At 63.7% G+C, this 20,836-nt stretch carries 17 protein-coding genes and 2 pseudogenes; 3 read left to right on the top strand and 16 right to left on the bottom strand.

The window, feature by feature from the left end:
* Nucleotides 1–434, bottom strand: a pseudogene (locus AZG88_RS17050) (IS1380 family transposase); the annotation flags it as partial.
* 631 nt (nt 435–1,065) lie between these two features.
* Here AZG88_RS17050 and AZG88_RS51730 point away from each other — a divergent pair.
* Complete coding sequence (locus AZG88_RS51730) at nt 1,066–1,410, top strand: hypothetical protein (protein ID WP_197487845.1); 345 nt, start codon at nt 1,066–1,068, stop codon at nt 1,408–1,410.
* 798 nt (nt 1,411–2,208) lie between these two features.
* Here AZG88_RS51730 and AZG88_RS17040 read toward each other — a convergent pair.
* The 14 genes from AZG88_RS17040 to AZG88_RS16975 all read right to left on the bottom strand — a co-directional run bounded on the left by AZG88_RS17040 (nt 2,209) and on the right by AZG88_RS16975 (nt 17,652).
* Complete coding sequence (locus tag AZG88_RS17040; protein WP_061698342.1) at nt 2,209–3,876, bottom strand: AMP-binding protein; 1,668 nt, start codon at nt 3,874–3,876, stop codon at nt 2,209–2,211.
* A 202-nt stretch (nt 3,877–4,078) separates the two neighbouring features.
* Nucleotides 4,079–5,524, bottom strand: a complete 1,446-nt coding sequence (locus AZG88_RS17035; RefSeq protein WP_061698341.1) for an aldehyde dehydrogenase — start codon at nt 5,522–5,524, stop codon at nt 4,079–4,081.
* Between the two features lie 66 nt (nt 5,525–5,590).
* Nucleotides 5,591–6,631 carry an ABC transporter ATP-binding protein gene (locus AZG88_RS17030; RefSeq protein ID WP_061698340.1) on the bottom strand — a complete coding sequence of 347 codons (1,041 nt, stop codon included), beginning with the start codon at nt 6,629–6,631 and terminating at the stop codon, nt 5,591–5,593.
* Nucleotides 6,632–6,686: 55 nt separating this feature from the next.
* Nucleotides 6,687–7,217 carry a hypothetical protein gene (locus AZG88_RS17025; RefSeq protein WP_061698339.1) on the bottom strand — a complete coding sequence of 177 codons (531 nt, stop codon included), beginning with the start codon at nt 7,215–7,217 and terminating at the stop codon, nt 6,687–6,689.
* Nucleotides 7,214–7,810, bottom strand: a complete 597-nt coding sequence (locus AZG88_RS17020; protein WP_061698338.1) for a hypothetical protein — start codon at nt 7,808–7,810, stop codon at nt 7,214–7,216. The genes AZG88_RS17025 and AZG88_RS17020 overlap by 4 nt, the downstream gene beginning before the upstream one ends.
* Nucleotides 7,786–9,273 (bottom strand): MCE family protein, encoded by a 1,488-nt coding sequence (locus tag AZG88_RS17015; protein WP_061698337.1) that lies wholly within the window; start codon nt 9,271–9,273, stop codon nt 7,786–7,788. Before AZG88_RS17015 ends, AZG88_RS17020 begins: the two co-directional genes overlap by 25 nt.
* Nucleotides 9,273–10,412 carry an MCE family protein gene (locus AZG88_RS17010; protein ID WP_061698336.1) on the bottom strand — a complete coding sequence of 380 codons (1,140 nt, stop codon included), beginning with the start codon at nt 10,410–10,412 and terminating at the stop codon, nt 9,273–9,275. Before AZG88_RS17010 ends, AZG88_RS17015 begins: the two co-directional genes overlap by 1 nt.
* Complete coding sequence (locus AZG88_RS17005; protein ID WP_231914047.1) at nt 10,409–11,599, bottom strand: MCE family protein; 1,191 nt, start codon at nt 11,597–11,599, stop codon at nt 10,409–10,411. Before AZG88_RS17005 ends, AZG88_RS17010 begins: the two co-directional genes overlap by 4 nt.
* Before the next feature lie 17 nt (nt 11,600–11,616).
* Nucleotides 11,617–12,618 (bottom strand): MCE family protein, encoded by a 1,002-nt coding sequence (locus AZG88_RS17000; protein ID WP_061698334.1) that lies wholly within the window; start codon nt 12,616–12,618, stop codon nt 11,617–11,619.
* Nucleotides 12,618–13,619, bottom strand: coding sequence for an MCE family protein (locus AZG88_RS16995; protein WP_061698333.1), 1,002 nt, complete (start codon nt 13,617–13,619; stop codon nt 12,618–12,620). Before AZG88_RS16995 ends, AZG88_RS17000 begins: the two co-directional genes overlap by 1 nt.
* Nucleotides 13,619–14,782, bottom strand: coding sequence for an MCE family protein (locus AZG88_RS16990; protein WP_061698332.1), 1,164 nt, complete (start codon nt 14,780–14,782; stop codon nt 13,619–13,621). Before AZG88_RS16990 ends, AZG88_RS16995 begins: the two co-directional genes overlap by 1 nt.
* A 1-nt stretch (nt 14,783) precedes the next feature.
* Nucleotides 14,784–15,560 (bottom strand): MlaE family ABC transporter permease, encoded by a 777-nt coding sequence (locus AZG88_RS16985; protein ID WP_231914046.1) that lies wholly within the window; start codon nt 15,558–15,560, stop codon nt 14,784–14,786.
* A gap of 138 nt (nt 15,561–15,698) precedes the next feature.
* Nucleotides 15,699–16,493 (bottom strand): MlaE family ABC transporter permease, encoded by a 795-nt coding sequence (locus AZG88_RS16980; protein ID WP_061698330.1) that lies wholly within the window; start codon nt 16,491–16,493, stop codon nt 15,699–15,701.
* Nucleotides 16,494–16,548: 55 nt separating this feature from the next.
* On the bottom strand, nt 16,549–17,652 hold the full coding sequence (locus AZG88_RS16975; RefSeq protein WP_061698329.1) for an NAD(P)-dependent alcohol dehydrogenase: 1,104 nt from the start codon (nt 17,650–17,652) through the stop codon (nt 16,549–16,551).
* A 393-nt stretch (nt 17,653–18,045) separates the two neighbouring features.
* On the opposite strand from AZG88_RS16975, the gene AZG88_RS16970 reads away from it, so the two are divergent.
* Together AZG88_RS16970 and AZG88_RS52615 are read left to right on the top strand one after the other, a co-directional pair.
* Complete coding sequence (locus tag AZG88_RS16970; protein WP_156517514.1) at nt 18,046–19,332, top strand: NlpC/P60 family protein; 1,287 nt, start codon at nt 18,046–18,048, stop codon at nt 19,330–19,332.
* 156 nt (nt 19,333–19,488) lie between these two features.
* Complete coding sequence (locus AZG88_RS52615; protein ID WP_197487844.1) at nt 19,489–19,707, top strand: hypothetical protein; 219 nt, start codon at nt 19,489–19,491, stop codon at nt 19,705–19,707.
* Between the two features lie 763 nt (nt 19,708–20,470).
* Here AZG88_RS52615 and AZG88_RS52610 read toward each other — a convergent pair.
* Nucleotides 20,471–20,836 (bottom strand): annotated as a pseudogene (locus AZG88_RS52610) (hypothetical protein); the annotation flags it as partial.

The following is a 20,836-nucleotide window of genomic DNA, read 5'->3' as shown; positions in this document are numbered from 1 at the left end:
GTATCGTCGATATCGACCAGTACCCGCCCGGTGTCGATGCCACCGACCAGGGACGTTCGGTCGGCGAGAGCGCCCAGGAACCGCGTCGCGACGGCGTCGAGTTGCCGAACGTGTCCGAAGGCGAACCGGCGAAGGAACGATCCCAGGGTCGACGGTGCATAGGGCCGATCGAATATCGTTCCCATCGCCCCGTGCCGCAGGATCGCCAGGTCGTCGATGCTGTCGGCGCCGGCGACCATCCCACCGACCAGCGAGGCGACCTTGCGGCCCGGGTTGGCACCTTTGTCGGTCGGCACGCTCAGATGCTGATCGGCGAGGGTGAGCAGGCCGCTGGCCTGCGCCAATGCCATCACCGGGACCAGTCCCGCGGCCGCCACCAGAGTCGGGTCGTCGAACCTGGCCGTCGCAACGGGTCGAGTGTGAGATAGTTGCATCTACGAAATGCCGTCCGGTGTGGTGTGAATTGATCCCTAGACAAGATCGATTCTTCCACTACGACAGGGCATTTCGTCGCTACGACCAGCTCACCACCCCAACCGAAATCGGTGCATCCGGGTTCACAGCAACCCCGCCTGCAGGGGCGAGATACGGATCGACCCGCGACAACGATTTCTCCCACGGTTCTCGAGGAGAATGTCCGGATGGACCCCTCGCACCCACGCGCCCACGGCCCGCAGCGACGACGCGCCTTCAGGGCCGCCGACACAAAATCGCCTACCTGACCGCCTATGAACAGGCCTGCGAGAACAACGGGGGCGGCGCGTACATGCGTGTTCTATCAGGAGTGCTGCGACCAATACTTGAACCCGCCTGCCATTCCGTGCTCAGACGCCCGATGGCTGCAATTCCGTAAATCCTTTGCTTCAGTCAGTGGTTCGTCGGTCGCTGTGCGGTGGCGGCCGTGGGCTCGAGAATGGGGAATGCGTGGTCGGGGTCGTAGCGTTGGCCAGTGGCCAGGCAGTGGTGAAGCTGCCCGAGTGTCTTACGCCAGAAGTTCGTGCTTTAACTTGACCATCTGAGGCATGCATCGAACCGGACGCCTGAAGGCGGAATTGGTGTTGACCGATGACGAACGCGAACAACTCTTTTGATGGTCGCGGCGAGCGAAAACCCCACAATCGTTTGGCGCTGAGATTGCGGATCGTGTTAGCCTGCGCGGAGCCGGGGATGACGAACAAACAAGTCGCGGCAGACCTGGGGATCTGCCAACACGGTCGACAAATGGCGCGCCCCGGACAGTGCGTCCAACCCAGGAAAACTGGTCAGGATCGGCGCGTCGGGATGCTTCTCGAAGACACGCCGGGTTTCGGTCGCGAGATGGTCAGCCGCCTGGCAGGCCGCATCGAGCTGGAGGATCAGACCACGTGCCTGCTTACCGAATGCCATTTCCGCATCTGGCAATTGGCGTAGCTGCACGGTCCGGAAGAGGGGTGGAGATGATCGACCCAATCCTTCGATGCCGCGCCCGCACTCTCGACATCCGCGATCCCCACACTTCGTCGGGGTTCGTAATCCGGATTAAAGGCCGCAGCGCCGCAAGTGGGCCGAGCGGGCCTGACCTCGGTGGTGACAATCCGTTACCCGCGCACAGTCTCGACGCCGCGGATGGAAAATTCGGCGACTCGCTCGGCACCACCTCACAGGAGTACCTCCAAGTATTTAGCGCTTGGGGAGCGAAGTCGCAGGTGTCCCGTCATGACCAAGGAGCTCGCGAGTTGAGGCACTCCGCAGTGACTGTTGGATGGTGGCCCCTACACCTTGTCGCCCCGGACGCTCGTGTGCTCGAGGTACGGGAGAACTGGCGGGTGGTGAACGTGCACGCGTCGATCGCGGCCGGGGTGAATGCCAAAGGCTACCAGGAGGTCTGGGCCAGACGTAATCTCCGCCGTGGACGCTTCCGGTTGATCGGCGTTCTTCCGATGACCTCCGTGACGACACGGCGACCGAAGCTACCCGCGAGGTGACGGTGGCGGCTCCGATCCCTGACTATCCAGACTGGGAGTCACTGATTCAACTTGGCCCGACGGGATCTGGGCTACGAGAATCACGATGGACGACTTCCCGATCACCTATTCAGCTGATCAAATCACCAACGCATGCCGGCGCTCGAAAATGATTGGCTTCGTGTGCTGCCTTCTGGTATCGCGACCGCAACGAAGGGTACGCCATCCGTTAACTTGATGGCGTACCCTTCGCACTTTGCCGAACCTAGGCGTCGGCAACCAATTCGGCCGCTTGCTTGCGGAGAATGAACTTCTGGATCTTCCCGGTCGCGGTGGTGGGGAGTTGATCGACGACCACGAGCTTTTCGGGAATTTTCTGCATCATGGCCTGACGTTCATTTTGAAGGAAGTCGGCCAATTCGTCCAGAGACGGTGCGGAGTCGTTGACGACGATGAAAGCGCACACCTTTTCGCCGAGACGTTCGTCGGGCATCGACACAGCCGCTGCCCCGGTGATTTGCGGATGCGCAAGGAGGTGCTCCTCCACTTCCCGCGCGGAGATGTTCATGCCTCCGCGGATGATCAGGTCTTTGATCCGTCCTGTGACCCGAAGATAGCCGTCGTCGTCGACGCGGCCGAGGTCGCCCGAGGAGAGGAAGCCCCGATCGTCGACCGACGCGCCTGTCCGCTCGGGGTCGCGCCAGTAGCCGAGGAAGATCCCCGGTCCTCCATAGAAGATCTGGCCTTCCTCACCAGCCGGCACGACGGCGCCGTCCTCGTCGCGGATTTCGAGACCGACACCATCGAAGGCCCGCCCGTCGGAGGAGAGCACCTTCTCGACGGGGTCGTCGACCCGCACGGCCGTGACCAATAGTCCTTCGCTGCTGCCGTATACGGGGAGAAGGAGGCACTCGGGAAGTGCCATTTTCCATGCCTGCAGTAGTGCTTCCGGAATCGGTGCGCCGGCACTGACCCACATTCGCATAGAGCTGACATCGTGGTCGGCACCTACCTCGATGGCTCCGAGAGCCATTTGAAGGAACGGTGTCGCGGCCATGCTGATCGTCGTCTTGAACTCTGCGATACGCCGGAGGCCCTCGTTGGGATCCCATACGTCGAGGAGATGAATTCCACTGCCGAGGATCAGCGGTGCCGCAACACCCACGGCGAGTCCGGTCGCGTGCGTGACGGGCGAGGGCATGAACATCACGTCGTCGGGGTCGAGGCTCATCACCTCACTACCGAGACCGTAGACGGTGAAGGAGAGCGTGTTGAAGGTGTGCTGGCAACCCTTCGGTCGCGACTCGGTTCCTGATGTGTAGATGATGGCGTGGGGCGCATCGGCCGACGGTGGCGGTCCGAGTTCGTCGTCGCTTGGCACATGGTCGCCGGCGGTCAGCGATTCGAACGCGATCTCGTCGGCTCCCACTGCTCCGCGCACGACGACGACATGCTCGAGGCCGGGCACCTCCGTGCGAACCTCGGCCAGCATGTCGGTGTAGCGAAACTTCCGGAATTCCTCTGTCACGAAGGAAATTTTGGCGCCGGAGTGCTCCAATACGTAGCGGACCTCGTCGTGCCGGTAGACAGGCATCGTCGGTACCAGCACGGCACCGATCCTGGCGAGCGCCACATAGATGACGACGAATTCGTTCCAGTTCGGCAACTGGACCTGAACGCGGTCGCCCCGCTCGACTCCCAGCTTCTTCAGTGAGGCGGCGAGGCGGTATGCCTGCGCCCGAAGCTCACCGCGGGTAAGCGTTCCGTAGCCGTCGGTGACGGCGACGAAGTCCGGATCGATCGTGGCCCAGCGGTCGACATGTTCGGCCAGGCTTTCGTCGCGCCAGTACCCATTCGATCGGAACGCCTCGAGGGTGCTCGCACTGTAGCGGTCCTCGGGGAGAGTGGCTCCCGCGTGTTCCATGACATCCATGTGCGGATCCTTGCTTTTCAGGTGCCTCTCCTCGACTTCGGACAGGCCCGGGAGGGATTGGTCGAACCATAATACCGACCAGGAAGGGATTAAAGGTATGAATCGGACGCCTTCTCATCCTCCGGGGTGAGGGAAACACCCCGGAGGGATGAGCGGCCTGTGGGTGCGGGGGCGCCCCGAGCGTCGCACCCGCACCAAGTAGTTACAGGTAGATCGACTTCGGCACGAGGTAGGCCGACAGTGCCTCCGGACCCAGTTCGCGGCCGAGGCCGCTGGCCTTGATACCACCGAAGGGCGCCGTCGGGTCGGGGAGGTAGCCGTTGATGCCGATCGTTCCCGTCTGGATGCGCCGGGCGACGGCGACCCCGTGGTCGTGATCGTCAGTGAAGACGGTGCCACCGAGTCCGAAGTCGCTGTCGTTCGCGATGCGGACAGCGTCCTCGTCGTCCCGATATGAAATGATCGACAGCACCGGGCCGAAGATCTCCTCCTGGGCGATCGTGTAGTTGTTGTCGACGTCCGCGAAGATGGTCGGTTCCACGAACCATCCCTTGTCGAGGTCTGCGGGGCGTCCACCACCGACCGTGATGCGGGCGCCGTCGCCCTTGCCCTTCGCGATGTAGGACTCCACCCGGTCGCGCTGCCGGGCGCTCGCCATCGGTCCTACCATCGTGGCGGGGTCGAGGGAACTTCCGACGGTCAGTGACCCGACCAGAGCGCTGAACGTGTCGACCACTTCCTGGTAACGCGACTGTGGCGCCAGGATTCGGGTGCCGAGATAGCAGGCCTGCCCGTTGTTCAACATAGTTGCGCCGAACAGCTGTTCGCCGACGGTGCCGAGGTCCAGGTTCGCGTCGTCGAGGATGATCGCCGCCGACTTTCCACCCAGTTCCAGCGTCACCGGACGGAGCAGTCGACCGCAAACCTCGGCGATGCTACGGCCGGCAGCCGACGAACCGGTGAACGCCACCTTGTCGATTCCGGGGTGCGAAACCAGATACGCGCCAAGTTCGCGGCCTCCGGGCACGATGTTGATCACGCCCGCCGGCAGGTCCGCCTCTTCGATCGCCTCCGCGAGGATGTAGCTGTCGAGCACCGTTTCGGGGGACGGTTTGATGACGATCGTGCACCCGGCAGCGAGAGCCGGAGCGTACTTGAATGCGGCGAGCGCCTGCGGAAAGTTCCACGGGACGATGGCACCGACGACGCCGATTGGAGTCTTGGTGACGAGTGTCGATCCGCCAAGGAGCCCGGGGCGCGTCTCCTCGAAGCCGTCGTTCTCGATCAGACCGGCGTAGTAGCGGAGCAGAATCTGCGGGAAGACCGCCTCCAACTTCTCCGCGACGGCGACGGGCATCCCGTTCTGAGAACTCACCGCCTGGACCATCTCGGGTGCGCGTTTGTCGAGCGCATCGGCGAGGCGCCCCAGTGCCTGCGCTCGCCGTGCCGGCTCCCACTGCGACCAACCGGTCGGATCGTCGAATGCCCGGCGCGCCGCGTCGACGGCGGCGTCTATATCGGGTTCGGCACCGTCGGGGGCGTGACCCACCACCTGTTCGTCGTTGGGTGATACCACCGTGATCACGCCACTCGAGGTGGGCGCATGCCATTCGCCCCCGATGAAAAAGGCGTTGTTGTTCGTCGTCATGACGGGTTCCTCTCGTCGATCTGGGTTGTAGTGCTTTTTTGCTGAGTTGCGAGCTCGAACGATGCTTTACACGGATTCGAGGGGTTCCTCGTAGAGCGAAAATTCTTCGGTGTCGTCGTAGGATCCGGTGCTCTCCTCGAAGCTCTCCTGGATGGCGTTCTGGGCGCTCTCGGGCAGGGTGTGCATGATGTGACGGACGCGTTCCTGGCGGCGGGCGACGGCCTGGCGGAACGGCATGCCGGGGGTGGCTTTCATCTGCGGGACGATGCCCTCGACGTCGTCGACACCACCGGCGTGGTGTCCGGCGTCGACCAACGCCTGTTCGGCGGCCATGGTGGCCTCGTCCTTTTCCTCGGACATGCCGATCGGACCGATCATGGTGCCGTTGAGGAACTGCTTGACCACCGGCTGGTCGCTGGTGAGCAGGACCTCGCGGGGGCCGAACATGACCAATTCTCGCCGGAAGAGCATGCCGATGTTGTCGGGCACCGTCCGTGCGAGGTTGATGTTGTGCGAGACGATCAGGATCGTGGCGTCGATCTCGGCGTTGATGTCGATCAACGTCTGGCTGATGTAGGTGGTGCGCACTGGGTCCAGACCCGAGTCCGGCTCGTCGACGAGGATGATCTGCGGGTCGAGTACCAGGGCCCGGGCCAGGCCGGCGCGTTTGCGCATACCGCCCGAGATCTCGCCGGGCAGTTTGTCCTCGGCCCCGAGCAGGCCGACGAGTTCCATCTTTTCCATGACGACCTTGCGGACGTCGGATTCGGATTTCTTGGTGTGCTCGCGCAGCGGGAACGCCACGTTGTCGTACAGGTTCATCGAGCCGAACAGGGCACCGTCCTGGAAGAGCACACCGAACAGCTTTCGGATCTCGTAGAGCTCCTTGGACGAGCACTCGAGAATGTTGGTGCCGTCGATCACGATCGAGCCCTGCTCCGGGCGGAGTAGACCGATCAGCGATTTCAGGAACACCGACTTACCGGTTCCCGACGGGCCCAGCAACGCGCTGACCTCACCTGTCGGAAGGGTCAATGTGACGTCCTGCCAGATCCTTTGCGAGCCGAACGACTTGGTCAGTCCCTCGACGGATACCTCGACTCCCACGACTACCTCCTACGATTGCGAAAAAAGCGACTGATCCCCGTGCTTCGGGATGCGGTCAGACCGGGGTCATTTCCGTCATGACCCACGTTCCCTCCTGCTCGGTCATGCCGACCCGTACGCGACTTCCGTCCAACTTCGGTGCGGCGCTGTCGGTGCTGGTGGTCGACTGGTTGACGAAGAACAGCAGAGTCACTGCGTCGTCGGACGCGGAGACGACGGACGATTCGACGACGGTCGCCGAGGTGACGACTTGGCGTTCTTTTGCCGAGGGAATGATGACTTCTTTGCCGACGCTGTCGAACTGGCCGCGGAGATCGCCACCAAGACTGGGAAGTACGTCGGCGAAGTGCGCGTCGATGGTGTTGAAGTCGTACGACAGCACGTCGGCGATCAGCTGGGTTCCGCGTTCGCGTGCCTGTGCCTCCGCGGTGTTCACCTGGCGGTGATCGTGTACCTGGAGAGCGGTAGCGACGGCGACCGCGACCAGTGCGCCGGCGAAAAGCACGGCGAGGTAGCGGGTGGCCCGACGGCGTGCGAAGGTCCAGGATGCGACTGCCCCGGGGATCCGGGCGAGAGTGTTTCTCATGCTACGAACTCCACATCTGAGACGAGCCAGTTGCCGTCCACCGAATCGAGGGAGACCTTCATGCGGTAGACGCGGATCTCACCGGCGGGTGCCTCGGTGTTCTTCACCGTGGAGGTCACGGCAGCGAGGACCACCGCATGGTCGTTGCCGGTCTCGACGAGCCCGGCTTCCTTCACTTCGCCGGTCGACTCGACTTGGCCCTGGTTCAAGACGTCACCGAAACTTCCCGTAGCGCTGGTGAACTGGTCTCGGAAGGGTCCGGTGGTGCCGTCCGCGACGCGCTGGATGTCTTCGTCAACGCTCTGGTGTCGCAGGGTCACGAGGTTGACTACCATCTGCCGGGCCGTTTCGAGGACCTGCCCATCTCGGGACTGTGCGGCTTGTTCGGCGCGTAGGTTTGTCCACGAGATGCCGCCGCCGACGAGGGCGGCGATCGCGATCACCAGCGTTGCGGCCAGTCCGATGAGGAATCCGCGCGTCGGTACCCGCTCCTCGGAGTCGTGTGTCGTCGCCGGGACGTCGTCCCTGTCGTGGTCAACGTCGGTGTGGTCGAGGTGGGGCCCGACCTCTACCGGAGCAGAAGTGCCTGCCATGTTGATTCCTCCTTCGAGTGTGGTGCAGAAACGCTGGCGATCGAGTAGAGATCGCCGTTCGGTGCCCGGAAGTTTCCGGTGACCGGGTCATAGGGGACGCTGAGAGAGCCGTCGCTGTCGGTGGAGCCTTGCGGGGTGGACCACGAGGCCGGTGTGGCGGTTGCGGGGTCGATGGCGTCAGGGGTCGGCGGGGTCGAGATCGGTCCGGTATCCGGTGCCACGGTGTCGGTGGGCGGCGGGGAGTACGGTTGGCCCGGCCGGGCCAGCATTTCCGGCCAGGTGGACGGCAGACCGCCGGGGCAGTCCGCGATCTCCGCGGATCGCACTGTGGGATCGGTCGCGCAGGGGACGTTGCGTACTCCTCGGGCGACACGAGGGTCGGCCTGCGGCAGTTTGCAATAGGAATTTTCCGGTGCCGGGGCGGTGCTGACATCGCTGGGGTCGCGGCGCTGCGTTTCCTGGTAGCCCTCGGTGCAGGGGAGTGGGTTCGCGGTGTTGCCGAGTTTGACGTCGAGGGCGCCCTGACCGTATTCCCGGTCCTCGCCCTGAACTCCGCGGTGCATGTAGTTGACCGAAGCGGACACCGCCGGGTAGACCACCAGGATCTGCTGAATTCCGGGGATGTTCACTCGGGCGACCTCGCCGACCGTCTGCAGGTTCGCCAGCAGCAGCGGAACGGTGGGGCGGAGGTCGTCGAGTGTGCCGCTGACGGTGTCGAAGAACTGGGATCCGTTGTCGAGGACTCCGCGGACTTGGGCGTCGCTCATCACCAACTGTTCGGAGAACGAAGACAGATCGTGGGAGAAGCTCGCAATGTCGGCGCGGGAGTCGACTCCGGCGTCGAGGACGGGTTCGGCGTCGTCGAGCAGTGTCCTGGTGGTGCCGATCTTCGCCTGCGCGAGTTCGATCAGGGGACGGGAGGAGTCGATGAGCCGCGACAGGGCAGGCCCGGCCCCGTTCAAGGCGGTGTAGGCCTCGTCGACGGTGACGCGGAGGTCGTCCTTGGGCAGCTCGGTGAGGAGCACGTTCACCTTGTCGACGACCTCGGAGGCGGGCACCGGGATTTCGGTGTTCTCCTTCGTGAGCACGTCACCGTCGGCGAGGAAGGGGCCTTCGGACGACGCCGGGATCATGTCCAGGTACTGCTCGCCGATGGCGGAGACGCTGCGGACGAATGCCTGGCTGCTACTCGGGATCGCGAAGTCCGAATCGAGCTGCAGTTCTGCGGACGCTCGATCGGGGCCCAGGTCGATCGACTTCACGACGCCGACGTCGACGCCGCGATAGGTCACCAGCGAGTTGACGTAGAGTCCGCCGACCCGATCGAATTCTGCTGTTACTGTGTACATTCCGATGCCGGTGATCCGCTTGAGGCCGAGGTAGTTGATCGCGGCGTTGCCGACGGCGAGAACCGCGACGACCGTGAACACGATGAGTTGGAAGCGAACGAGTTTTGTTCTCATCAGCGCGGAGCTCCGTTCTGCGGTGCGGACGCTGCGGGCCCGTCGGATGTTGTTGCTCCGGTGGGTGCCAGCAGAGGATTGACCGCTTGGCGGGCCGGGTTCAGTCCCGCCAACTCGTCGAGGGGGATACTGCCGAGGACCTTGCCGCCGACCGTCTCGGCACTGAGGTCGAGGGTGAGGAAGGCATTTGTGTAGTCACCCTTGACGGCGCGCTGAGTGGTGGTCACCGGGAACGGGATCGTTCCGGCGATCTTCAGCGCTTCCGGGAGGTGGTCACCGGCCGCGGCGAGCTGCGAGAGCACCGGCTGCAGCGACCTCAGGTTCGCGTCGAGGTCCGCGCGGCTGCTCTCGAGCACGTCGGTGGCGACCTCGCCGAACCGTCCCACGTCGTCCAGCATCGTGGTGAGTTGCTTCTGTTGTTCGTCGAGGATCTGCAGGGCCGGCTGGATCGAGGTGATCCCACGGTCGATCGTCTGATTCTGGCTGGCCAATTCCGCGCCGAGGCGATCGAGGCCGTCGATTGCGCGGATGATGTCGTCGCGCTGTTGGTCGACACCGCCGACGAACTCTTCGAGGTTGCCGAACAGGCTGCGCAGCGATTCCTCCCGGCCGCCCAGAACGCGGTTGAGCTCCGATGTCACGGTGCGAATCTGTTGCAGCCCGCTGCCGTTGAGGACGAGGGCGAGCGCTGAAAGCACCTCCTCGGTCGAGGGATACTGGCTGGTGCGGTCGAGGGGGATCAGGTCACCGTCGGCGAGTCGGCCGACGGCGTCCACACCGGCAGGCACGGTGAGTTCGAGATACTGGGAGCCCAGAACACTGGTTTGCGCGAGCTTGGCGCTCACGTTGGCGGGGATCTCGGCCGCCGGGTCGAGCTCGAGGGTCAGTTTGGCACCCCAGTTGTCGCCGGTGATGTGACTGATGTTTCCCACGATGACGTTGCCGGCCTTCACCGGTGAGTTGCCGACCAGATTCTGGATATCCGCCAGCTCGACGGTTACCTGGTGTGTGTCACCTCCGACCGTGTTACCGGGCAGTCCGATCGAATTGATGCCGTCGAATCGGCACCCGGCCGCCGCCGCCACGACGCCGACGAGCATGGTCGCGGTGAGCGCGGACCTCCGAATGGTGTTCGTCATCGTGGTGCCTCCGGAAGAATGAGGTTCTGCAGATTCTGGGTGATGGAGGCGACGGGATCGGTCGGCGCGGAAACGCGTGGCGTAGTCCCCGGCAGCAGCGGGTTAGTGATCGGTGCGGCCTGCTGGGCGGCGGCGGCGGCGAGCGGTGCGGTGAAAGCGCCGGCAGCCTTGCCGCATTCGTCCGCCGGTGCGTCGACCGTGGTCAAGAGTGCGCAGATGAGTGAGCGCGGGTCCGGCATATCGGGGATCGCCAATGCACCCGTCAGCGAGTTCGCGTCGGCATCATAGATGTTGTAGAAGTCCGACAGCGCCGTCGGGCCGGCGTGGAGGATCGACATGAGGGTGTCCTGACGGTCCACGAGCAGTCGCATGATCTCGTTCAGCTGCCCGACGTTGTCGACCAGTGCGCCGCGGTTTTCCTCGACGAACTTCGTGACTTCTTGAAACGTCGTCAGCATGCTGCTCAGCACCGCGTCGAGTTCCGTGCGATTGGCATTCAGCATTCCGGACACGTTCGCGAGTTCATTGCTGAACGCCCTGATCTGCTGGTCGCTGGCGGCCAGCGCGGTCGTGAACTTCTGGAGGTTCTCGACAGTCCCGAACAGGTCCTCGCCGCTCGCGTTCAGCGTGGTGGCCGCATCAGACAGGTTGGTGAGGGAATCGTGCAGCGCAGAACCTGTCCCGTCCAGAGTTCGGGCGGTGCTGGTGACAAACTGATTGAGCGAGCCATCGGGATTCTCCGGGGTACGGCCGGCGTCCTCGCTGAGCTTGACCACCTGCTTCTTGATCTCGTCGAACTCGACCGGCACCGCAGTTCGGTCCAAGGGGATCTCGTCACCGTCCGCCAGGGTCGGTCCGCCGGAGTACGCCGGGGCCAGCTGGATGTAGCGGCCGGTAACCAACGTCGGGGCGACGACCGCGGCTTTGGCGTCGGCGGGGACGTCGTACTCGTTGTCGTAGTCGAATTCCACCCGGACCCGCTCGCCGTCCGGTTCGATCGTCGTGATGCGGCCGACCTCGACACCGAGAATCATCACCCGGTCTCCGGCATACATGCCGGTGGTGTTCCGGAAGTAGGCCGTGACGTGGTTGACGGAGTGATTTTCGATCCATGCGGCGGTCAGCAATCCGACCAGGGCGACCGCTATAACCACGGCGAGCAATCTCGCCGGAAGTGCCCGTGCCATTTCCCGTATCGATGCCATCAGCGCGGCCCCCCGAGTGCGCCGGGCAGCTGTCCGGAGAGATTGGCCGGGACGATGTTGTGTATGAGTGCTCCGAAGAACGGACCACTGCCCACGGCCTCGCCCACCTGATTCGCGAACCGCTCCAGGCCGGTCAAGGACGCGTTGATGTTGTCGTAATTGCTGTTCAAGGTGGCCACCAAAGCCTTCAACTTCTCGAGAGTGGGTCCGAGTGTTGCGGAGTTGTCACGGGATAGCCCGGTGAGCGCGTCGGCCACCTGACGTGACTGGACGAGCACCCGATGGATGGTGTCCGCCCGGCTGTTCAGCGCCGCGAAGAGCGACTGTCCCTGGCCGAACAGGGCCGCGACCTGGACGTCGCGGTCCGCGAGTATGTGGGACACGTCGGCCGCGCCGGAAAGCAGCTGACGCATTTCCTCGTCGCGGCTTGCCACCGTGTTCGACAGCCGCGACAGCCCGTCGAGGGAAGACCGCAGGTCCGGCGGAAGCTCGTCTTCGACCGAGGAGATCTGGTCGAGTGCACCGGAGAGATTGACGGTGTCGGTGTTGGACACCTTGTCGGTGACTTCCTCGAGTGCTCGGGTGATGTCGTATCCGGAATTGGTTCGCTCCAGCGGGATCGTTGCCCCGTCGGCGAGTTCACCGTGACGCCCCGGTGTTATCTCGACGTATCGCCGCCCGAGAGCGGTTTCGACCTTGATCGCCGCCGTGGTGTCCTCACCGAGCGCGACCGCACCGCTGTCGACGTCGAACTCCACGTCGACCTTCCCGCCGTCGATCGACAGCTTCGTGACCTTACCGACCTCGACACCCGCGATCTGGGTGGTATCGCCCGCCGCGAGGCCACTGGCATCGGCGAACTCGGCATGATAGGTCGTACCCCTGTTGATGCCGGGTATGGAGTTGAAGTTGAGCGCGAGGAACATGATCCCGATCAGCACTGCGGTTCCGATCAGGCCCATGCGGAACGCATCGCGTTCGAGGAATGACTTCTGGGCCATCACTGGCACCTTTCTGCGGGAGCCTTGAACATCGGTGTGATGCCGCCAGGCCCGGGCGCGTACTTGATGGCGAGACCACACAGGAAGAAGTTCACGAAGTTTCCGTAGCTCGCGACGCGGCCGATGAGGCGGTAGTTCTCGGGCAGGGTGGACAGCACCATGTTCAGGGTGTCGGTGTTCGCGTTGAGGTTGCCCGCGAGATCGCCCAGCGCCACGACGTCCTGCGCAATCGCCGGCCGATTCTGGTCGAGTACTCCCGCGAGACTGTTCGTGACCCGGTCGATGTTCACCAACGAGTTGGTGATCAGGTCGCGATCACCGTCGAGACCGGCGACCAGCCGTTGAAGCTGGTCGATCAGCGCCGAGAACTGGTCACCGCGATTGTTCACGGTCCCAATCACGGTATTGAAGTTGCTCACCACCTGACCGATCGCTTGATCCCGGTCCGCCAGCGAGTTGCTCAGAGTTCCGATCTGACTCACCAAACGCCCGATACTCGCTTCCTGGCCGTTGAGTACCTCGATCAGCGAGGCAGAGAGTTGATTGGTCTGATCCGCATCCAGACCCTGCAGCAGAGGCCGGAAGCCGTTGACCACCTGATCGAGGTCGAGGGCGGGGGTGGTCTGTTCGAGCGGGATCGGGCCGTCGAGCGCGCTGATGGCGCCGGGCCCGTTCGACAACTCCACGTACCGGTCACCGATCAGGTTCTTGTACTTGATCCGCGCGGTGGTCCCGGCCGTCAGCGGGCGTTCGGTGGAGAGGGAGAACGAGACCAGTGCCGTGCCGTCTGTGGCCAACGCCACCTCCTTCACCTTGCCCATCGGCACACCACCGACCTTGACGTCCTCGCCGTTGCCCAGCCCGGACGCATTCGAGAAGACGGCCTGATAGGTATGGGTGCTGCCGAAGCGCATGTTTCCCACCACCGTCGCCACACCGAATCCGGTCAAAGACGTGACCAGCACAAAGATCAGCAGTTTGATTCCCGGCGCCTTCGTCATCAACGCCCACCTCCGAACATGAACTGCGCGAATGGGTTACCGACCAGATCCTCGACGCCGCGTGCCGGCTGATAGGCGTGGCTGCCGTCGTCGAAATCAGTATGTCCCGGTGCCTGCGCGGGGTCGTAACACCGCGGCGGGCCGTCCGCACCGTTCTTCGGCGCGTCCTCTGGATACGTGTACGGCGGATCACCCATCAGCAGAGTGGCGAAGACGTTCAGCCCCGGCTGATCACTACCACCGAGAGTGCGCTCGAGGTATCTGTTGGTCTGATCCATGCTCGCCAGGAAACACGGGTACATTGGCGCGTGCTGGGCGAGCAGTGCCGTCGTGGGCTCCAGCGCATCGAGGGACTTTTCCAGCGGGACACCCGAGGCCTCGAAGAAGCTCCGTCCGCTGTTGCCGAAGCCGCTGAAACTGAGCAGGAAGGCGCTCAACTGCTGTTCGCGTTCGGTCACCGTGTCACCGGTGGTACTCACGTGGTCGACGGTTCGAAGGAGTTCCGGAGCGGCGTCGGCGAGGATGTCGGAGACCTCCGCGCCCTTGACCAGGTCGCGCTGCAATGTGGGGAGGCTGCCGTTGAACTCGGACAGGTAGGTGTCGAGTTCGACCATCATGTCGCCGAGTTGGTCACCGCGGCCCTGCAACGAGGTGGACAGCGCACTCAATGTCGCGTTGACCTTCTGTGGTTCGACCGTCCGCAGCACCGTCACCAGCGAGTCGAGGAGATCGTTGACCTCCGTGACGACACCGGTCGCCCGAACCACCGATCCCGCCGAAACAGGTTGCCTCGAAGGATGATCCGGCTGCACCAGAGTGACGAACTTGCGGCCAAACAACGTGGTCGGATCGATCACGGCCGTGATGTTCTCCGGTATCGCCGAAGCTTGGCTCTCGTCTATGTCCATGGTGATCGCCGCCTGGTCGTCCACCAGCTGCACCTTCGACACCCGGCCGACCACGACATCGCGCATCTTGATGTCCGATCCGGGTTCGAGCATCAGCCCTGACCGCGCCGAGTACAGCGTGACCGGAACGGTCGAGGAGAACGATCCGCGGTAGATGCCGACGGACACTGCCGTCGCAATCGCCATCAACACGATCAGAAACATTCCCAGGAGCGCGTAGACGAGGCGGCTCCGCTCTTCGATGTGGCCACCCATGTCAGCCCGACACTTTCACGGCGCCGGCGGAACCACCGTAGACGGCAATTCCGACGAGAAGGTCGATGACCATGATCGCGATCAGGGACGTGCGTACCGCGCGACCGACCGCGACACCGACTCCCGCCGGACCGCCCTTGGCGTTGTAGCCGTGGTAGCAGTGCACACACATCACCACCACCGACATCGCGAGAACCTTCACCGTCGACCATGCGACGTCACTCGGCACGAGGAAGACGTTGAAATAGTGCTGATACGTTCCGCTCGCTCCACCGAGATACTCGGTAACAAGTTGGGTGGCGACGTACCCGACGAACAACGCCACGCAATACAGCGGAATCACCGCGATGACCCCGGCGGTGACGCGGGTGGTCACCAAATAGGGGAGCGACGGGATCGACATGGTCTCCATGGCGTCGATCTCCTCGCTCACCCGCATCGCACCCAGTTGCGCGGTGAAACCCGCCCCGACCGTCGCGGTCAGCGCGATACCCGCAATGACGGGAATCGCCTCCCGCGTATTGAAGAATGCCGAGATGAATCCGGACAGCGCACCGATTCCGATTCGGCCCAGCGACGTCGCTCCCTGCTGGCCGACCTCGTATCCGACCGCGGTGGTGAGAAGCGAGATGACGACCAGGGTTCCCCCGATCACCGCAAGGGCACCGGTGCCCATGCTGACCTCGGCGAGCAGTCGGATCGTTTCCTTCCGGTAACGCCGAACCGTGTGCGGTATCGAGGTGACGGCGTGACTGTAGAAGTGGAGCTGTCTGCCCATCTCCTCCAGATGACCAACCGGTGCACTGACCGTGCGGAGCGCGAGCCCGGCAACTTGCGGTCTCGCGCCCGCGGCCCGAGTAACTTTCGACACAGAATTCTCCCGTTCACAGCCGCCTGTGCGGCGTGTTGAGCGCTGTCAGTGCAGCGCAAGCGTGGTGATGACCGAGTTCGCGAGGAAGAGCAGCAGGAAGCTGAACACCACCGTCTGATTTACCGCGTCCCCCACCCCCTTGGGTCCGCCTTTCGCGTTGAGCCCCAGGTGGCAGGCGACGAGACCGGCGAGCATGCCGAACACCGCCGCCTTCACCTCGCTGACGAGGAAGTCGGGCAGTCCCGTGAGAATCGAGATGGACGTGACGTACTGCCCCGGCGACGCACCCTGCATGTAGACCGTCGCAAGGTAACCACCCACGAGCCCGACTGCCGAGACGAGTCCGTTGAGAAACATTGCGATGAGAGTCGAAGCCAGGACCCTCGGCACACAAAGTCTTTGAATAGGATCGATCCCCAACACCTTCATCGCGTCGATCTCTTCACGAATGGTCCGCGAACCCAGATCGGCGCAGATGGCGGTCGAACCGGCACCAGCCACCACGAGAACGGTTACCACCGGGCCGATTTCACGGATGATCGCGACGCCGGCGCCGGCGCCGGCGAGATCCACAGCACCGATCTCGGCCAACAAAATATTGATCTGGTAAACGAACATCATGCAGAACGGGATCGCCATCAACAGTGCCGGCATGATCGACACACCAGCGATGAACCACGCTTGTTGCACGAACTCACGAGCGTGGAAGGGCCGCTTGAACATGCATCGGAACGTTTCCATCGACGTCGCGTAGAACGCGCCGACGGCCGTCGGCGCGACCTGGACGGCCTTCCGGACCGCGCTCGCCTTCGGCGGGCGGGCTTTCAGATCTACTGACATCGAACGGCCTTTCTCACTGTTTCCGGAGCATCCGAAGGGCAAGGGGTGTTGGCCATCATTCGTGAACGAGGACGACCTTCACCGCCTCACCTCGATGCTGTACGGCCACAGCTTCGTTGATCTGTGAGAACGGCATCGTTGTGATCAACTTGTCGAATGGAAACTTTCCCTGACGGTGCAGATCGAGAAGGTAAGGAATGAACTTGTCGGGGTCGGCATCGCCCTCGACGATCCCGCGAATCGTGTGGCCGAACAGCTGGGTCGACATCATGCCGATCGGGAGTGTGGCCGTAGGGTCGGCGGGGACACCGATGAGTCCGAGGGAGCCCCGGACGCCCAGTGACTGCAGGATCTGGTCAAGGACGGGCAGGAGGGCCGTCGTGTCGATGGCGTAGTCGACGCCTTCGGGCGCGATTGCTCGGATCTGCTCGGAGAGGACACCGTCCGCGGGATCGACTACGTGGGTTGCGCCGAGAGAGAGTGCGAGCTCGCGACGCGACTCGTGAGGTTCGACGACGATGATCACGCCGACCTCGCGGACGACGGCAGCGAGCACGGCTGCCAGGCCGACCGATCCTGCCCCGACGACCACCAGCGAGGATCCAGGAGCTACGTCGAGAGAGTTGAACACCGCACCCGCGCCGGTCTGGATTCCGCAGCCGAGCGGACCGACGAGCTCGAGGGGTGCATCGTCGGCGACCTTCACAACGTTGCGCTCGTGGGCGATGGCGTGCGTTGCGAGGGAGGACTGTCCGAAGAAGTTGCTGCCGAGAGGCGTGTCACCCGCGGACAGTGCGGCGCTGCCGTCAGGCCGCACACCGGCGAAGTTGTAGGCCATGAAGTTGTGGCAGTACGCGGGCTCTCCCTTCGCGCAATGCGTGCACTGTCCGCAACTGTTGAAGCTGATCGCCACCTTGTCGCCCGCAGCGACCTTCGTGACACCGGAACCGGTCTTTACGACCATGCCGCTGCCCTCGTGCCCGAAAACACCAGGGAAGGGAAATGGAAGGTGACCTTCCTTGACCGCCAGATCTGTGTGACAGAGGCCCACGCCGACGATCTCGACGAGAACCTCATGCTCTGCGGGCTCACTCAGGGTCACGGTCTCGATGGCGAAGTCGCCCGCGACTTCATGGACAACGGCGGCGGTGATCTGCACGATTACTCCTCGATTTGGTAATTGCCCGACGGCGGGCATCACTTGCGTAGGTGTGATGTTAGGTAGGTCACAAGCTCTGGAAACAGGGATGAGCGGCAAGTTCGCTCCAATCTCCCCCCTTTTACCCCCGATGGGACTACGGCACACGAGGGGTCCTGTCCCCCTGTGAACTTCTCCACGCGGAGCCGAGGCTCGTGTGCCGGAGGGCGACGCAGGACCGGCAGTCTGTGGGCCGCGGGAACTCGATGCCCCCGACGAAGTACCGAAAACCCCCCCTTGGTGTGACGCGTCGAGTGCACGCATGAAGAGAGACTTGAGTCACATTCCACGATCATCTCGATCGATGTCCCATCTCAGGAGGAACCAGTGTCTGTTGATCCTTCGGCGCTCATCATGGGGGTCGCCGCCGCAATCGGCGGCATCGTCCAGGGTGCCGATATGCCCGATGCGGCAGAAGATTTCGCCATGCAGCAGATTTACGCGGTGGCGAGTCAGGCGGCAGCCGTCGACGTGACAATCGACGACTACATAGAATTGCTGCCCGAACATTCCCGCGAGCCCGCTCGGCAGGCAGTCGACACGGCTGCCGAGTCGGCCCAGAGCGCGGTGGCGCCGTTCCTGCCGCCACCCGTCATCGCGGTTCCTCCTGATCCCGGCATCGACGAGTCGCTGCCGGGGGCATCCGCGGAGCCCGAGGTGGTGTGGTCTGCAGAGGAGTCGGGCGAAGCCGACAGCACTGTGCCGGAATCAATTCCGCGCACGGAGGGTGTTGTCGCCAGCAACGTCGCAGCCGGTCCGATGCCGATCGGCTCGATCGGCGTGTTCGTCCCCTGGTTCACGAAGGCGGGCGGAATCTGCGAGGGAATCACCGCGCCCGTTCTCGCAGCGCTGTATTCCGTCGAGAACGGATTTCGGTACGGAGTCACCTCACCGCTGTCACCGTCGGGTGCGCGTGGACCCGGACAGTTCATGCCGGCCACCTGGGCGCGATACGGCAAGGACGCCGACGGCGATGGAAAGGCGGACGTTCTCGGAGTCGCCGATTCGGTGATGGCATCCGGGAACCTGTTGTGCGACATGTACAGCCAGATTGGTGAATGGAAGGCGGAGGGTCTCGTCTCCGGCGACACCCTTGACCTGACTCTCGCCGGATACAACGCAGGGATAGGAGCGGTACGCCAATTCGGGGGAATGCCGAGAGGGACGGACGACTACGAGAATCAGACCAGGCCGTACGTCGCGAAGATTCGTGAGTCGGAGGAGCGGTTCGCGTCGGTTCTGCAACTCCTGCGCAGCGATTCGGGGGGTGTGGGCGGTCGCATCGTCCAGGCAGCGATGCAGTATCTCGGCTTGCCGTACGTGTGGGGTGGCGGCAGCGTGAAGGGCCCGTCCTCCGGAGGGTTCGACTGTTCCGGTCTGACGTCCTATGCCGTATATGACGCTACCGCAGGCCTCATCCTCCCGCGTACGTCGGAAACCCAGTGGAACGTCGGTGTCGAGGTCCCGCTGTCCGAAGCGAGCCCAGGCGACCTACTCTTCGGCAACTGGGGTTCGGGAGGGCCCGGCCATGTGGCCATCTATCTGGGAAACGGTCAGATGGTGCACGCGCCGACCACAGGTGACGTAGTCCGTATAGGACCGGTCTTCGAGGGCATGAAGGCGCGGCGGGTGGTGTCGTAGGAGGGTCGAAACGGGGCGAGGCCCCTGTAGGTTCTCGTGATTGATGTCGCTTTTCTCATCGATCTGTCGCCCAGATGTCGCTTCCGACATTTTAGCGAGAATCGTTCTCGGCGTGTCTGCGGCCTGATCCTGGGCTTGGTCGGTTGGGTGGCCGCCATGCCTGATGAGGGCAGCCTGATGTGGGCGGGTTTGGCGGGAGTTGCGCCGGGGTCCGAAGTGGCCGTGCGGTTCCGTGGAGACTCCGGATGGCTCATCAGCAGTGACGAAGACGAGGCCGACTGGCTCGCGGGCGCCCCACCCACCCGGATGCGGACCAGGACGACGCCGCACCTACTACCGACTCACCCCAAACGGGTGCTGCGCCGCCCTCCGTGAACTCACCACGCCAAGAAAGCGACAGAACAGTGAGAAACCGGGAGCGACAAACCTATGAGAAACCGCACCATCCGCCCAGGCCAGCCACGACCAGGACGACAAGAAGGAAGAGAACCTACAGCCCCCACGTCGAGCACGGCTCGACGTGGGGGCCTCGGTTGTTGTCCTGTGACAGTTGATCTTCCTTTTTGTCAGTGAATCTTGCCCGAGCTGCTCGTTCTGCCACTACGGTTTGCTCGTTCTGATTCGGCTGGATGGTGGCGCGTGGCCGATGCTAGGACGTAGGTCCGGTGCGTGCCGGCGAAGCAGCCACCGGTAGAGGTGATCGCTCATGCCGATTACAGAGGCCCGCCGAACCAACCGAAATCGGGTCTCAGCATGCACTTTCGGCACCGCCACACTCGAAATGTGGGTGCCGGCGGTCGAGAGCGCGCATGTAGGAGGGTCGAGTCGAGTGGGCCGGACAGGATGCGCCAACCGGCCCGGGGCCGCGTGCCGGGCCAGCCGAACGGATCGGCGGCGACACCGTCGAATGCGTCGTCGTCCGACTCGTCCTCGAAACACCCGTACGGGCGCCACCTGCCGTGAAGCCGACAACGAACATCCGCCGCTCGCCCACCACGATCCCATCGAACTCTGCCGGTCCGTCTGTGGTGTCCGGCTGGTCGCGGCGCTCGCCGTTCGCGTACCAGCTTTTGCTGTGGCTTGGCCTACGACCCATGAAGTCGGGCGTTCCCCTCCACATCCGGTTTGTTCGTGACAATCACATCGTTCCCGCGGCCACCGAGAAGTGGAAGTTCCCCGCACCCACGGACCGTTCGAGGGTCCGAATGACAGCCGCCGGATTGTCGTAGGGCCCGTTGAGGTAGAACGGCTGACCGTCCCTCCCGAACTCGATCTGGCCCGGCCCGTCCCACTCACCCAGGAACGCGGCGGCATCACCATCGAACGCGTCCGCGGGCTCGAAACCGAGCCCGCGCGCATACGCCGCCGCCCCCAGGATCAGTTCACGGCCGAGTTCGATCGGAATCTCCACCGCCGGACGGTCGAACGCCGCGTAGTACCTGCGGACGGCGGTGGGGATCCTGCCCGCGTCCATGGTTTCGGGCTCACGGGTGTTCTTCACCCC

This window comes from Rhodococcus sp. LB1 (genome assembly GCF_001583455.1).
In the GTDB taxonomy this organism is placed as follows: domain Bacteria; phylum Actinomycetota; class Actinomycetes; order Mycobacteriales; family Mycobacteriaceae; genus Rhodococcus_F; species Rhodococcus_F opacus.
This window is presented reverse-complemented; position numbering and strand designations above follow the sequence as displayed.